This window comes from Aeromonas sp. FDAARGOS 1406 (assembly GCF_019048565.1).
GTDB classification, from domain to species: Bacteria; Pseudomonadota; Gammaproteobacteria; order Enterobacterales; family Aeromonadaceae; genus Aeromonas; species Aeromonas caviae.
Genome location: NZ_CP077378.1, coordinates 4,025,912 through 4,039,361, shown reverse-complemented (window position 1 = coordinate 4,039,361; position 13,450 = coordinate 4,025,912). Strand labels below are relative to the sequence as shown.

The following is a 13,450-nucleotide window of genomic DNA, read 5'->3' as shown; positions in this document are numbered from 1 at the left end:
TCATTGCGCGGCACTCACGGGTGCAGCGGCAGACCATTGACGGTCACGGCCCCTTTGTCGAGCTTGAGCTCGGCCTGAAGCTGTGACTCCTGCGCCTTCAGATATCCCATGGCAGTGAATTGCTCCAGCATGGGGGCCAACTGGGGTACGGCCTGGCCCAGCTTCTCCCCAAGGTGGGCATGCAGCAGACCGGAGAGTGCCTGCATCCCCTCCTCGCTGCCCATCAACTGTGCCAGGGTGGTGGGCGCCAGCTTGGCCTCCCCTTGCAGGCTGACAAGCTCACCGTTCAATCGCGCACTCAGATCCGCCAGTTCCAGTGTGGCCCCTCTCTGGAGCATCTTGTCCAGCGCTTCCTGGATGGCCGCTTCGTCCACCCGTTTGCTGCTGGCCTCTTGCAGCGTCTGATACCCCTCGAGATCCAGCCCCTTGAGGGAGAGATCCAGATTTCCCTGGGTCAGCGCGAGCCGGTCTTCCTCGCTCTCCATGTTGAGGGTCGCCACCTTCATCTGATAGCGAGTGGAGAGCGTCTGAAGATCGTCCCCCGCCAGCTCGGTGGCCGTGGTCAGCCCCTCCAGCGTGATCTTGACGTTCCCCGGCTGGGTCAGGGTGAAGGCCGTGAGGGTCGCATCGCTGCGGGGAGAGAGCCAGAGCCCGCTGATCTCGGCCATATCGGCACTGCCCTTGAGATCCGCCAAGGCCAGATCTGTCTTGCTCTGGGCATCGTGGACCGTCATCCCCAACCAGTGGGCGGTGAGATGGCCATTGCCGTCGAGATCCCCGCGATAGGCGCCGTTCAAGGGCAGGAAGGTGAACTCGTTGAGCCCCTCCTTGACCTTGAAGTCACTCACCCAGAAGCGGGAACTGTTGCTCATGGTCCAGAGGCTGCTCGCCGATTCTGCCCCCAGTTGCCACTGCTGCATCCCCAGAGAGGTCAGGATGGGCGCCAGCGTGCCCTGTGCGGTATCAAGCTGGAGGTGGCTCTTGATATAGAGCGGCAACAGGCGGCTGTTGAACGCGAACTGCATCTCGATGGGTTCGCTTCCCGCCAGCTGGGGATCAAAACTCGCCAGCGTCTGGGGCGGCACCACCACCTTGAGCACGCCGTCGCGAGTGAACAGATTCTCCGTCTCCGGGCTCCAGGTGACCTCGATCCCGCTCTCCTGCTGCGCCCTGGCGATCTGCTCGGCCAGGATCCGGTCGAACGTATTGCCCGTGTACCAGCAGGCGCCAAGCCCTCCCACCACCAACACGGCTCCGACGGCCAAGGCCACTTTTTTCTTCATCAGTTCTGTTTCTCCACAATGGTTCAATGGCGGGTGCATGGGCGCACTCTACGGGGAGGATGGGCATCAACACAAGCCAGACAACGGCTTGGGGCCCACGCTCTGGCTGTCACAGCAGGGGGCTGAACAGGTAGAAGATGTTCTCAAGCAATTTTTTGTACCAGGGGCGGGCACGCCACCTGGTCAGTGACATGGGGGTCGCCTCCAGCATGTAGCCCTGCACCAGCTGGTTCATCTCGGCGACAAACACCGGGTTGTCGATGAGCAGGGTGATCTCGAAATTGAGCCAGAGACTGCGCCGGTCGAGGTTGACCGTGCCCACCAGGGCGAAATCATCGTCCACCAGCACGCTCTTGGTGTGCAGCAGTCCGGCATCATAGCGGTATATCTCCACTCCTGCCGCCAGCAGATCCTCCATGAAGGAGTTGCTGGCGTGGTTGGCCATCAGTGAGTCGTTGCGCGCAGGCAGAACTAACTGCACCAGCACGCCGCGGGCCGCCGCCGAAGAGAGGGCCGCAGCCAGCGGATCGTCCGGCACGAAATAGGGGGTGGTCAGCACCAGATGGTGACGAGCCTGGTAGATGGCGAGCAGCAGGCTCTGCTGGATGCAGTCACCGCCGACGAAGGGGCCGGAGGGAATGAGCTGGGCCCGATAGTTGGTCTGTGGCCAGGCTTCCGGCTCATGTTGCAGACTGTCGAGCAGCCGTTCGCCGGTCTCCATCTCCCAGTCCCAGACGAAGGTGGACCACATCAACGGCACCACGGGGCCCTGCACCCGGATCATGATGTCGACCCACTGGCCGACCCCGGCATCCTGCTTGAAGAAACGGGGATCCACCATGTTCATGGAGCCGGTGTAACCAACCTTGTCATCGATCACCACCAGCTTGCGGTGCATGCGCAAGTCCTGGCGCTGAAACGGGATACGCCAGGCGCCGACCGGCAACACTTCCACGACTTTGACACCAGCGGCACGCAAGGTTTTGGGCCAGGAGGAGCGGAAGAAGGTCTTGCTGCCGATGGAGTCGAGCAAGACACGACAATCCACGCCGCGTGCAGCCACCTCCATCAACGCCTCGCACACCTCGTCCACATCCCCGCCGGGGTGCCAGATGTAGAACTCCAGATAACAGGATTGGGAGGAGCCCCGGATGTCGCGCACTATCTCCTCTACGATGCTCTTGGGCTTGTGCAGCAGGGTCATCCGGTTGCCCGAGAGCATGGGCATGGCCAAGCGCCCCTGGATCAGATCGTGGAGCGGGCGTGCCTTGCTGCCCACCTCGCAGCAGTGCTGGGGGAAGAGGCGCGCGAGCTGGCGGATCCAGATGGCGTAAGGACGGTACATGGCCTGGGCCCGCTCCGCCCGCTTGCGACCAAGGCGTATCTCGCCAAACAGCACGTAGAAACCGACCCCGGCGAAGGGGATGGCATAGATGAGGGCCAACCAGGCAAGAGATACCCCGATGGGACGTCGCTTCATCACCACCCGCAGGGAGATCCCTGCCACGATCACGGTGTGAAACAACAGCAACAACCAGCCGAGAAAGCGGGAAAACAGCAACTGAATGTCGTATTCCAGACCGTCGAGCAAGGCGACTCCTTGGTGTATTGGACAGATGGCACGGGCAGACCCCACAGGGTCGGGATGGTATGCTATGGGGCACACCCATTCTATCAGGTCGTTAGCATGATCCTGCAATCTATGCTGCTGAGTCTGGCCATGCTAGGTCAAGGCTCATATGACATCAATGAGCAGCAGATAAATCAGTACCTGCAATCCCAGGTGCAAGTGGACAAACAGCTGGAATTGCCCGGCATCATCAAGGCCCATGTGCAACTCGAGCAGAGCGATGTGCAGATTGGTCGCCAGAGCCCGGATACCGCCAGGGTGTTTGGCAAAGGCAAGTTGAAAATCGCGCTCCCGGATCAGACCGAGTACGACGCGCGCCTCAACATGACCTATGAGGCGAGGCCCCGCTACGACAAGGCCAGGAGTGCGCTCTTCCTCGACAACATGAAGCTCATCGATTACAAGCTGGAGCCTGCCGCGGCGGAACAGAAGTTTGGTTTCATGCTGAGGATGCTGCTGCAAAGCATGGAGAAACGGCTGGAGACCCAGCCTGTCTACAAGCTGGATGACAAGGACCCCAATCAGGCCTGGCTCAAGGAAAATCTGCTGGGGCTGGAGCTGTCACCAGGCAAGATCCACCTGCTGACCAAACCCCAATAAGATCTCAGTTGAAAACAGGCGCCTTCGCCTGACGCACCAGCAGCTCGATCTGGTAACCCTGTTCGTGCTGCTGGTGATAGAGGGAGTGAAGGGGCCCGTCGAGTTCATGCAGGGGAAGGTGGTCAAATCCCGCCTTGAGGTAGAAGGGTTTCTCGAACGGCAGGGCGTGACAGATCACGGGCTTGTCGGAAAGATCGCGGCAGGCATGCTGCAGCAAGCGGGACCCCAGCCCCAGGGACTGGTAGTGAGGGAGCAGACGAAAGCCGCACAAGTGGTAGTAATCCTGTTCATCGCGCAGGCGCACCGCCCCCACCAGCCAGTGCGCATCACGAACCACAAAAATCCGTTCTGCCAAATCCGGCACATAGTGGGAAAACGTCGTCTCGTAATAGTCTCTGATGAGGGAAAGATCCGCATCACAGTACTCTTCGAATCTGAGCTCCATCGCTCGCCTGCTTGTCATGCCCATTTCGCTCTGGCCATACCGGCCCTCTCCTGCTCGCTCTCTGGCTCCACGAAGAGATCAGACCAGAGTGGAGCAACAGCAAGATAACACGCCTTTAACTTACAAAAAAGCCAATAACTCGATGGAAAAGACGAGGTTGCGATCATGCGTCCCTTGACGCCATGAGCCGCGCCCCTTGTCCTGAGTGAGCACACAGGCGGGACGTCCCTCTGCCATCACATTTCCAGCCTCCCCTGTTCACGGGAACTTGTTCTGCGCCATCCCGAATGCTTTACTCAACGTGGCTAACGAGGCTTAAGGAGCAAGCCGTTGAAAGCATGGATGTTGCTGGGCATGATGCCGCTGTTTTCCCACGCAGCCCCGGCTCAGATACCGCCACCGGCAGAGGTGGTGATCCTGACCCCGGAGACGGCTGTCTCCTCCCCGGTTCCCACGCCGCGTACCGTGGCACTCACCACGGCGCCGCTCCCCTCCCCTGAACCCGCTAAGCCTGCAAGCCGTCAGATCCAGGTCTACAAGTCGGTACAAAAGAACGGGGTCATACGCTATTCCGACATGATGCCGGAGCAGGGTCACTACGAACTGCTGTTGTTCAACGACTGCTATGCCTGCGATCCGGCGTCCAAGGTCAACTGGCGCACGACAGGCCTCTTCCTCTATGACTACGCCAGCACCATACAGGCGGCAGCCAAGGCTTATCAGGTCGAGCCTGCCCTCATCCGGGCACTTATCCATGCCGAGTCCGCTTTCAATCCTCTGGCCGTCTCCCGCAAGGGCGCCATGGGACTGACCCAGCTGATGCCCGCCACGGCGCGCGAGCTCGGGGTCGGCAACGCCCTGCTGGCGGAGCAGAACATCTTTGGCGGGGTGAAATACCTGGCGGGTCTGCTCAAGCAGTATGACGGCAATGTGGCCCTGGCCACCGCCGCCTACAATGCAGGCGCCGGTGCGGTGCAAAAACACGGCGGCATACCGCCCTATGCCGAAACCCGGGCCTATGTGGAACGGGTCAAGCTGCTGCATCAGCGCTACAAAGAGATGCTGAGCGCCAAGGGACTGTGATCATGCCGCACCCTATCGTCAGCATGGCGCCCTGCCCGGTGTTCCTTCAGGCATAAAAAACACGCCCGAGGGCGTGTCGATACCACACGTTACCTAGCAACACATCACTCTTTCGTGGCGATCACACGATAGGCCAATGCACCCAGAATGGCACCGACAACGGGGGCAACCCAGAACAGCCAGAGCTAGCCCACTGCCCAGTCACCGACAAAAAGCGCCACGCCAGTGCTGCGCGCCGGGTTGACCGAGGTGTTCGTCACCGGAATGCTGATGAGGTGGATGAGGGTCAGGCACAGACCGATGGCGATGGGAGCAAACCCGGCCGGTGCACGGCTGTCGGTGGCGCCCATGATGACGAACAGGAAGAAACCGGTCATCACCACTTCACACACCAGCACCGCCAGCATGCTGTAGCCGCCCGGGGAGTGCTCGCCATAGCCGTTGGAGGCAAAGCCCGCCGCCAGATCGAAACCGGCCTGACCGCTGGCAATCACATAGAGCACCGCCGCTGCCGCAATCCCGCCCAACACCTGAGCGACCATGTAGGGCAGCACGCCGGAGGCCGGGAAACGACCGCCGGCCCAGAGCCCGATGGTCACGGCCGGGTTCAGGTGACAGCCAGAGATATGGCCGATGGCGTAAGCCATGGTCAGCACGGTCAGACCGAACGCCAGCGCCACGCCAAGCAGGCCGATGCCGACGTTCGGAAAGGCGGCGGCCAGCACGGCGCTGCCGCAGCCCCCCAGCACCAGCCAGAAGGTGCCCATGAATTCAGCTGCAAAAGGTTTCACTTCTCAACTCTCCCAATGATGGATGAAGCGGGAGCCAGCGGCTCACCGGGCCGCACCACGCGGCCGGCGCACATTATGGGAGTCCCGATCGGGCAAGCGAAGGGAAGCGATGAAGGCCGAAAAACGTGATCCGCGTCACAAGTTATTGATTAACTGAGAAGATTGTCGTTAGCGTCCGGGCGGGCTGCGCCTCGTAGCAGGCAGGCAGTGCGACAGCTTGTGACTCTGTTGAGGCTTTTGCCGACAGCCGCCACTGCCAGAGAGGCAACCAATCGGCACAGGGCCGCTTGCCTGAGATTGCCGGAATCACACCGGCAATATCGGCTCAGCGGTAACGACCACGCACCGATCCCGTGCTGCGCCCGGCCATCTTGATCAGGATCTGGCGGGTATGGAAGTGGCAGAGCGCCACCCCGAGGGCATCCGCCGCATCCGCCTGGGGGGTGGCCGAGAGCTTGAGCAGGTGGGTCACCATGTGCTGCACCTGCTCCTTGGCGGCGCCGCCGGTGCCCACCACCGCCTGCTTGATCTGGGTGGCCGAGTATTCGCTCACCGGCAGCAGAGCATTGACCGCCGCGACGATGGCGCTGCCCCGCGCCTGGCCGAGTTTCAGGGCGGAATCCGCGTTGCGGGCCATAAAGACCCGCTCGATGGCGAACTCGTCCGGCTTGAACTGGGTGATGATCTCGCTCACCCCGTCATAGACCTGCTTGAGGCGGGACGGCAGCTCACCCAGGTCGGTACGGATGCAGCCGGACCCCAGGTACTGCGCTTTGCCCGCCACGATGCGGATGACGCCGTAACCGGTGATCCGGGAGCCGGGGTCGATCCCCAGGATAATGCTCATGAGACTCTGCTGTGTTGAAGGCTGTTCATGGCGGCCAAGATAGCAAACTCCCCCCCGCTTGGCTCGCGCGGCAACGCCTCGGGTGCCTGACTGCGCAGGGATGCGCCATCTTGTACAGTGGTCTGCCGGTTATCTCGCCAACTGGCCTGACAAGGTCAAGCGCTGGCGAGGCTCACTCCCCCGCCATGACCACCAGTCGCTCCGCCAGCCGGTGGCCGTGCAGGTAGCTCTCGATAAGCCGCCCGTCGGCTCGCCCCAGCTCCACCTGCCGATACCAGTGATCGAGCATCGCAACGAAGCCCCGTTGGGCCAGCACCGGCTGCCAGTCGTCCGGTGCCAGTGTCTGGAGGGTTTTGTCTCGCGCCAGCGTGCCCCGGGTGCAGTTCTCGATATGCAGGGAGAGGTTGTCCCCATAGGCGTCGATGCGCTCCTCCGTGATGCCGGCGCTGCGATTCATGCTGCCGCTCACCGCCACCTGCCCGCGCTGCCAGGCGACGCTCGCGCTCACCAGCATGTCCGGATCCTGCGCACTGCGCCGCAGCACGGCATGGATATCGCCGTCCGGCACGCCGCCATAGAAGCAGAGGCTGTCGAGCACGTGGATAAAGTCGTCGAACAGGAACGAGCGCGGCCGCCCCGGCAGATCGTGCCTGTGCTTCTGCCAGTGGATCTCGGTGAGCGGCTGACTGCGGGCCGCGGTCAGGGCAGGCAAATAGCGGCGGTTGAAGCCCACAAAGAGCGGGCACGCTTTCGATAGGGCCAGGTTGGCGAGCGTCTCCACCTCGGCGAACTCGAAGCAGAGCGGCTTGTCCACAAAGGTGGGGATGCCCGCTGCCAGGCATTGCCGCGCCAGCGCGAAGTGCACGGCGGTGGCGGCGTGGATCATCACCGCATCGGGGCGGCTCGCGAGCAGCGCATCGACCTCGGTAAAGCACTCGGGGATCCGGTACTGACGGGCCAGCTTGCCGAGCACGGAGGCATTACGGGTGCAGAGCAGCGGGGTGACTCGCTCGTCGCTGGCAAGCAGCGGCAGATAGGCCTTCTGGGCGATATCGCCAAGGCCAATCAGGGCAATGCGCATGGGAACTCCTCCTCTGGGTGCGATGGCGGCAAGGTAGCATGTCCCCGCCCCTGGGCGAACCGGGCAAGCCCCCGTCTGGGAGATGCTTCACAGCCCACTGATTAACAAGGAAAAGTAGACGAAGGTCAGCTTCCAAGCTCAGGCACCCAGGTTCCCAAGCCGCGGGCGGCTGGCTAAGATGCCAGCCTTGCACGCCCACCCATCAAGGAAGACCATGAGCCACTCGACCCTGCAATCCCTCTTTCGCTACAAGGCCTGGGCCGACGGCGAACTGCTGGATGCCCTCGCCACCCTGGACCCGCGAGAGCATCCCGAGGCGCACCACACTGCCCTTCGCATCTTCAACCATATCCATGTGGTCGATGCCATCTTCAAGGGCAACCTGCTGGGGGAGCCCCACGGCTATAGCGCCACCAATACCCCACAGACGCCGACCCTCGATATGCTGCGCACCGCCATCCACGCGCTGGATGCCTGGTATCTGGATTACGTGGCAAGCCTTGGTCAGGCAGAGGGCGAGGCCGTGCTCTCGTTTCACTTCGTGGACGGGGACAGGGGACAGATGAGCCGCGAGGAGATGCTGCTGCACCTGGTGACCCACGGCGGTTATCACAGGGGGGCCATCGGGCGGATTCTGGTGCAGTGCGGCATCACGCCGCCCCGCGACACCCTGACCACCTTCCTGCATCGCAGCGAACCCGGGCGACGGGGCGGCTGAGCGGCAAACCTCGATAGCAAAACAGGCAGGGCAGCAAATGTCGCCCTGCCTGTTACACCCGCACACACCGCCGCACTCGGGCGATTCGCGCTCTTCTCACCTCTAGTTATTCTGCCGATCTGGCCTGCTCTTTGGCATCCCGCCACTTGCCAATCCTGGCGCCCAGCTCGGCGCAAAGCATGGCGCTGACCATGGCACCTATCATCCGGGTCATATCCGACATCTCTGTTGCAACCGGAAGCAGGGGTACGATCAGGTTAAAGGCGATGAGCCCCATCACCAGCCCGAGCCCGCTGCCTACCTTCTCTCTTCGGGATCGCGTTGTTATCGCCATCTGATTGCTCCTGACCAAACCCTTTCGACAATATTATCAAGTAATGCGTTCACATAGTCTTGCAATGCTTCGCACTGCCTCGTGCCCCAATCTATAAACTGTTTTCAGGCATATTTATCGACAATTAATCCATTATATAAATTGGATACCGGACGTTATCCTACCCATGAACATTATTTCGCCAGCACTGTCAGCGGGGCAACCACACACTTTCCCAAAAAGCCCGCTTCCTCAATAGCGATAATCGGCCAGGTCCTTTCACAAACCACAAGAGCGTCACAATATCGCGCTTTGTGTTCAGAGTCGGGGAGATTGGCAAAGATGTTGGAAAGTTGATGTTTTTCCTATGGTTGCATCACTTTTCCACTCGCATGATCAGGCTCGTTTGGCTTATCATAGCCACTCGGTACCTATTGAACCGCATAGATAATTGCCTCTTCTGACACTCAGGACATATCAGACACAGCCGCTTGCGAGAATGAGTACGCCTGGCGCCGATATTAAAAATTAGCCATCGCTAATATTTTTTATATCAGCAAGTGTCGATATTTTGCCCCACCCGAAGACGCTTTTCTCTCGCCTTACTGGCATGTCTGAATCTCGCTATTAAATATAAATGGCAAGGAATAGCTATGGATAAATCGTTTCGTCTTGCGCCTCTCAGCTGCGTATTGATTGCCGCCGTGGGTTGCAGCTCTCAGCAGATGCAGAATTTCAAATCCACGGTCAATGATATCGGCAAGGATTACGGCATGCCGGTGCTTTGTGGGGCCGGCATGATTGCAGGAGGGGCTGCGGGCTACGCAATCAACGGGAAAAAAGGGGCTGTCGCAGGGGTTGCCCTCGGTGGGGCACTGGGCTGCGCGGCAGGCTATATGTGGCAGTCCAGGCTACAAGAGCTTGACCGGATAGCAAAGGAAGAGAATCTCAACATCGCCACCGAGAAGCTGACGGTTGCCGAGCCAGCCGCAGTCACCGGTGTCCCCCAGGACGCCGGCCTTGTGGCCCAGATCCCCGATTCCGGCATGTTCTCGAGTGGTTCTGCCCAGCTAACAGAAAGCGGCCTGCGAGTGGTCACGAAACTGGCCCAGCTCTATTCCAAACCCGCCACTGCTGACGCCTCGGATCAGCGCCGTATTCTCCTCGTCGGCCACAGTGACGCCACCGGCCCTGCAGAACTCAATCTGCGACTGTCCGAGCAACGTGCGCGAGCCGTCGGCAAGGTCCTGGTCGCATCTGGGATCCCGGCCTCTTCCATTTACTATCAAGGCGCGGGTTCTTCGCGTCCCATCGCAGACAACAGTGACCCCTTACTTCGCGGTCAGAATCGCCGGGTTGAAATTGTAGAACTGGCAAACGAGCAGGCTCTGGTCATGCGGGCCCAATCCGAAGAGAACAACACCCGCTATCTGCGTTATGGGGCTTCCGATACCGCCAAACCTCGTGTGGCTGCGACCAGGCCCGCGGCTCAGTCCGCAAGCGATTCAAGCAAGGTGGCGGCCACGTCGCAAACCGCCCCTCGTCAAACCACAGCCAAGCAGAGCGCCCCAGACACCAGCACGGCCAAGGCCCTACCCAATGTCAAGGCCGCAGTGGACTTCGGCGGCAAGCCTGCCGGCACCTATCAATGGAACATGGCTCAGAACATCAAACCCAAGGCGAGTGGTTTTGCACTGATCAGCAGCGCATACGCAAGCGACATGCCGATGTCGAGCTGTGAGGCAGATAAGCCACGTAGTGCAGGCCAAGTATTGAGCATGGCAGACGACAAGCCTCTCCCGCGCCATGCCACCAAGGAGTACATGCCCGGCTATAACAATCGCGTCTGGGCCAATACCGTCAACGGCCACCTGGTGACCGTCTCTCCGGTTTCCATCTTGCGTGACAACGCCCAGGTCGATCGTCAACCGATCCTGCAAGTCGTTCAGGGTTACAAATCCTCGAGTCAGAAGAAGCCCCAGACCCTCAAGGCGGTGGCCAATACCTATGAGGGCGAGAGTGAGGTGCTATACCGCGTCTTCACCAGCGATCCCAAAGCTTCGGTATCCTGCATGGATCTCGTGTTCAGCAAAGGCAACGCCAAGGTAAGCCAGGGAGCCCTGTTCTATCCGGCAGGTTCCGAGGCTTATGTGGCTTCGTACATGCCCATTCCCGCCACCCATTCCAAATAAGAAAACGGAGAAACTTAGTGGAAGACTTTTCTTTGGCAGCGCTCAAGGCGCTGATCCTCGCCAACCAGATGCTGACCGTTGGCATTGTTTCATTCCTCGTCAGTGCCGTTGTGGTGTGGCGGCATTGGGAGCATGTCTCCTACTTCCTGATCCGGGTATGGCACAGCCTGCCTCTGATCGGCACAGTGGCTCGCCTCGCCCGCAAGCCGGCCTCGGTCGATGGCGATGGCTGGATCAACCATGAAGTGACCCTGTCGAATGTGTACTACCGCGAATACAAGAAGCATTTAAAGGGAACAGATGCCTACAACGCCTCCCTCGACTACCTTGCCAAGGCAGGAGAGGCCGGCCGCTCCCCGCGCCCGGCGTGGGTACTTGCTCTGGTGCTGGTGCTGGTGCTGGTCGAGGCCATGGGGTTTGCCTACGTGCTGGCAGGCTGGATGAACATGGACGCATCAACCAATGACCGTCACCTGCTGGCAGCCGCGACGGCTCTGTTGCTCGCCGTTGCATCCGCATTCCTGGCTGAAGTGGCCGGACACTCCCTGCATCACAACAGCCTGATCGCCCGGGCGCGCCACTGGTGGCAAGGGGAAGAGCCCTCGAAACGCTCCCGTACCCTCAAGGCAAACAAGGCCATCAATCTGGAAGACTCTTTCTCGGACTCTGACAAACCTGACTACGAGCAGCTGTTGGCCCGTCTGAAAGACGTGAATTCAGGTGTCAGCCGCAAGTTTGTCTGGCTGATTGTCTGTGCTTCGTTTGTTGCCTGCATGGCAGTGGGCGCCTTCGTGGTGCGTTCAGCCACCCTCGACAGCATCGAAACCGAGATGGTCAACAACATGCGCGCCGAAACAACGGCCCAGAGTGACAGCAGCATGGGGTCGCCGTTTGATCTGCCGGAAGAGTCTCAAGCCATCAACAACGAGGCTGAAGAGGCCACCATCGAAGACAAGATGCAGGCCATCCGTGAGGCCAGCCTGACCACCTACGTCATGCTGTCGCTCATCTACATCGCCATCCAGGGGATCAGCATCTGGCTTGCCAGCAAATACCACTTTGCGGGCACCCATTCCAAAACAGCCTGGCGTCTCACGCACGAATACGCGACCGCCGAAGAGATGCTGGACGCGATGGACCAGCAACGCACCGCCATTGCCAGCCATGCCGATGACAAGCTCCGCCGCTTGCAGACCATGCTGTCGAGCCGTGACCATACCAACTCGGGTGTGCTGGGGGCATTGGAAGGGGAGAAATCCGCCCATCGTAATTTCCTGGCCTTTATCGAGTACAAGGCGGGCACGGTGCCCCCCAAGCCGGCCCCTCAGGTGGCCCCCCAGGTCGCACTGGCAGCGCAAGCCGAGCCGGCACCCGCCGTACAACCGGCAGTTGCCCCGGCGGAGGCGGCACTCCCGCCCACCACTGATGCCCCCGGCCAGACCATCGCTGCCGTCAAGGCCGCCGATTTCCATGATGTCACTGGCCTGCCCGAAGAGAGCCTGGCTGCAGCCAGCCGCGCACTGGGGGTGGACGAAGCGCAGTTGCGTGATATCCGTGAACAGCAGATGGCCCTCAAGACCCTGGGCCTCTTTCCCACCAAGCAGAGTGCCTAATCGTGAAGATCACCCAGGTATTGCTACTGGCGTTGACGCTGCCTTGTGCAGCGTTGGCTGCCGACCGTAACGACATACAGAGCTGCTATGAGCGCAATGGCCTGACCGACATCAAGCCTGCGGGTACCGGTCGCGAACTGGTGGTCATCATCGACCAGACCATTCCGATGCCTGACGATCTGCAGCGCAGCAGTTGGGGGCAGATCGAGCGGTTCGTGCAGGCCGGCGATCGCGTCAAGCTCTATACCTTCTCCGCCTTCTTGCCTGGCGAATACCTTCGCCTGGCCTACGCGGGGCAACTGGATATGCCGCTGGAAGGGGAGATCCGGGACGATGTCAGCATGCGCAAGTTGCGCGGTCTGGACACCTGCCTGACGACGCAGACCAAGGTCTTTCGTAACGGCTTTGGCAAACAGTTCGTGAAAGCACTGCGTGATGCCCGCCAGGACATCCCCAAGAGCGAGATCATGAACTCGCTGCGAAAAGTGGGTGAGGATATGAAGGCCGAGCAAGGCGTCAGTGACCGCGTCGTGTTCCTTATTTCGGACATGCTGGAACACTCCGATTACACCAGCTTCTACGCCACCAACAAGATCAAACAGCTCAATGTCGGTGACGAGCTCAAGCAGGCCAAGAGCAAGGGGCTGTTTGCCGATCTGCAAGGCGCTCGCGTCTACGTCACGGGCGCCGGGCTGGTGACCGACGCGGTGAAGCACGCCTATCGTTCCGGCAAAACCATGGATGCACTCGGTGACTTCTGGTCACAGTACTTCGAGCACTCCCATGCCACCCTGGTGAACTTCGGCGCCCCCAGCCTGAGCACGGATTTGCAATAACAGTGGCATTCAAAGGCG

The 13,450-nt window shown here is 60.5% G+C and carries 12 protein-coding genes and 1 pseudogene; 6 read left to right on the top strand and 7 right to left on the bottom strand.

What is annotated here, in order from left to right; genetic code table 11:
• Window positions 1-14 precede the first annotated feature (14 nt).
• Both I6L36_RS19100 and cls read right to left on the bottom strand, forming a co-directional pair.
• Window positions 15-1,283, bottom strand: a complete 1,269-nt coding sequence (locus I6L36_RS19100; RefSeq protein WP_109112388.1) for a DUF945 family protein — start codon at window positions 1,281-1,283, stop codon at window positions 15-17.
• A 109-nt stretch (window positions 1,284-1,392) separates the two neighbouring features.
• Complete coding sequence (gene cls / locus I6L36_RS19095) at window positions 1,393-2,874, bottom strand: cardiolipin synthase (protein ID WP_010673520.1); 1,482 nt, start codon at window positions 2,872-2,874, stop codon at window positions 1,393-1,395.
• Between the two features lie 96 nt (window positions 2,875-2,970).
• On the opposite strand from cls, the gene I6L36_RS19090 reads away from it, so the two are divergent.
• Window positions 2,971-3,513, top strand: coding sequence for a DUF1439 domain-containing protein (locus I6L36_RS19090; protein WP_029313991.1), 543 nt, complete (start codon window positions 2,971-2,973; stop codon window positions 3,511-3,513).
• 4 nt (window positions 3,514-3,517) lie between these two features.
• Here I6L36_RS19090 and I6L36_RS19085 read toward each other — a convergent pair whose 3' ends face one another.
• The gene (locus tag I6L36_RS19085) at window positions 3,518-3,976 is read right to left on the bottom strand and encodes a GNAT family N-acetyltransferase (protein ID WP_029313989.1); all 459 of its coding nucleotides are present in this window, start codon (window positions 3,974-3,976) and stop codon (window positions 3,518-3,520) included.
• Window positions 3,977-4,300: 324 nt separating this feature from the next.
• Between I6L36_RS19085 and I6L36_RS19080 the strand changes: the two genes are divergently transcribed.
• Window positions 4,301-5,041, top strand: a complete 741-nt coding sequence (locus I6L36_RS19080) for a lytic transglycosylase domain-containing protein (protein ID WP_041213327.1) — start codon at window positions 4,301-4,303, stop codon at window positions 5,039-5,041.
• Window positions 5,042-5,145: 104 nt separating this feature from the next.
• Here the strand turns inward: I6L36_RS19080 and aqpZ are convergent.
• The 3 genes and pseudogenes from aqpZ to I6L36_RS19065 form a co-directional block, all read right to left on the bottom strand.
• Window positions 5,146-5,832: pseudogene (gene aqpZ, locus I6L36_RS19075) on the bottom strand (aquaporin Z).
• Window positions 5,833-6,157: 325 nt separating this feature from the next.
• Entirely contained in the window at window positions 6,158-6,679 is a 522-nt protein-coding gene (gene ruvC / locus I6L36_RS19070; protein ID WP_109112387.1) for a crossover junction endodeoxyribonuclease RuvC, read from the bottom strand.
• 172 nt (window positions 6,680-6,851) lie between these two features.
• Window positions 6,852-7,760 (bottom strand): Gfo/Idh/MocA family protein, encoded by a 909-nt coding sequence (locus I6L36_RS19065; protein WP_109112386.1) that lies wholly within the window; start codon window positions 7,758-7,760, stop codon window positions 6,852-6,854.
• A gap of 214 nt (window positions 7,761-7,974) precedes the next feature.
• Here I6L36_RS19065 and I6L36_RS19060 point away from each other — a divergent pair, with 214 nt between their 5' ends.
• Window positions 7,975-8,478, top strand: a complete 504-nt coding sequence (locus I6L36_RS19060) for a DinB family protein (RefSeq protein WP_109112385.1) — start codon at window positions 7,975-7,977, stop codon at window positions 8,476-8,478.
• A gap of 106 nt (window positions 8,479-8,584) precedes the next feature.
• Here the strand turns inward: I6L36_RS19060 and I6L36_RS19055 are convergent, their stop codons facing one another.
• Entirely contained in the window at window positions 8,585-8,812 is a 228-nt protein-coding gene (locus I6L36_RS19055) for a hypothetical protein (protein ID WP_053288171.1), read from the bottom strand.
• Window positions 8,813-9,444: 632 nt separating this feature from the next.
• Here I6L36_RS19055 and I6L36_RS19050 point away from each other — a divergent pair.
• The 3 genes from I6L36_RS19050 to I6L36_RS19040 are packed head-to-tail and all read left to right on the top strand — an operon-like array spanning window position 9,445 to window position 13,432.
• Complete coding sequence (locus I6L36_RS19050; protein ID WP_109112384.1) at window positions 9,445-10,983, top strand: OmpA family protein; 1,539 nt, start codon at window positions 9,445-9,447, stop codon at window positions 10,981-10,983.
• A gap of 17 nt (window positions 10,984-11,000) precedes the next feature.
• The gene (locus tag I6L36_RS19045) at window positions 11,001-12,596 is read left to right on the top strand and encodes a hypothetical protein (protein WP_111897066.1); all 1,596 of its coding nucleotides are present in this window, start codon (window positions 11,001-11,003) and stop codon (window positions 12,594-12,596) included.
• Between the two features lie 2 nt (window positions 12,597-12,598).
• Window positions 12,599-13,432 carry a hypothetical protein gene (locus I6L36_RS19040; protein WP_109112491.1) on the top strand — a complete coding sequence of 278 codons (834 nt, stop codon included), beginning with the start codon at window positions 12,599-12,601 and terminating at the stop codon, window positions 13,430-13,432.
• The last annotated feature ends 18 nt before the right edge of the window (window positions 13,433-13,450 follow it).

Coding starts and splice junctions, on each gene's coding strand:
- I6L36_RS19100 (WP_109112388.1), bottom strand. CDS start 1,283: ATGAAGAAAAAAGTGGCCTTGGCCGTCGGAGCCGTGTTGGTGGTGGGA.
- I6L36_RS19090 (WP_029313991.1), top strand. CDS start 2,971: ATGATCCTGCAATCTATGCTGCTGAGTCTGGCCATGCTAGGTCAAGGC.
- I6L36_RS19085 (WP_029313989.1), bottom strand. CDS start 3,976: ATGACAAGCAGGCGAGCGATGGAGCTCAGATTCGAAGAGTACTGTGAT.
- I6L36_RS19080 (WP_041213327.1), top strand. CDS start 4,301: ATGTTGCTGGGCATGATGCCGCTGTTTTCCCACGCAGCCCCGGCTCAG.
- ruvC (WP_109112387.1), bottom strand. CDS start 6,679: ATGAGCATTATCCTGGGGATCGACCCCGGCTCCCGGATCACCGGTTAC.
- I6L36_RS19065 (WP_109112386.1), bottom strand. CDS start 7,760: ATGCGCATTGCCCTGATTGGCCTTGGCGATATCGCCCAGAAGGCCTAT.
- I6L36_RS19060 (WP_109112385.1), top strand. CDS start 7,975: ATGAGCCACTCGACCCTGCAATCCCTCTTTCGCTACAAGGCCTGGGCC.
- I6L36_RS19055 (WP_053288171.1), bottom strand. CDS start 8,812: ATGGCGATAACAACGCGATCCCGAAGAGAGAAGGTAGGCAGCGGGCTC.
- I6L36_RS19050 (WP_109112384.1), top strand. CDS start 9,445: ATGGATAAATCGTTTCGTCTTGCGCCTCTCAGCTGCGTATTGATTGCC.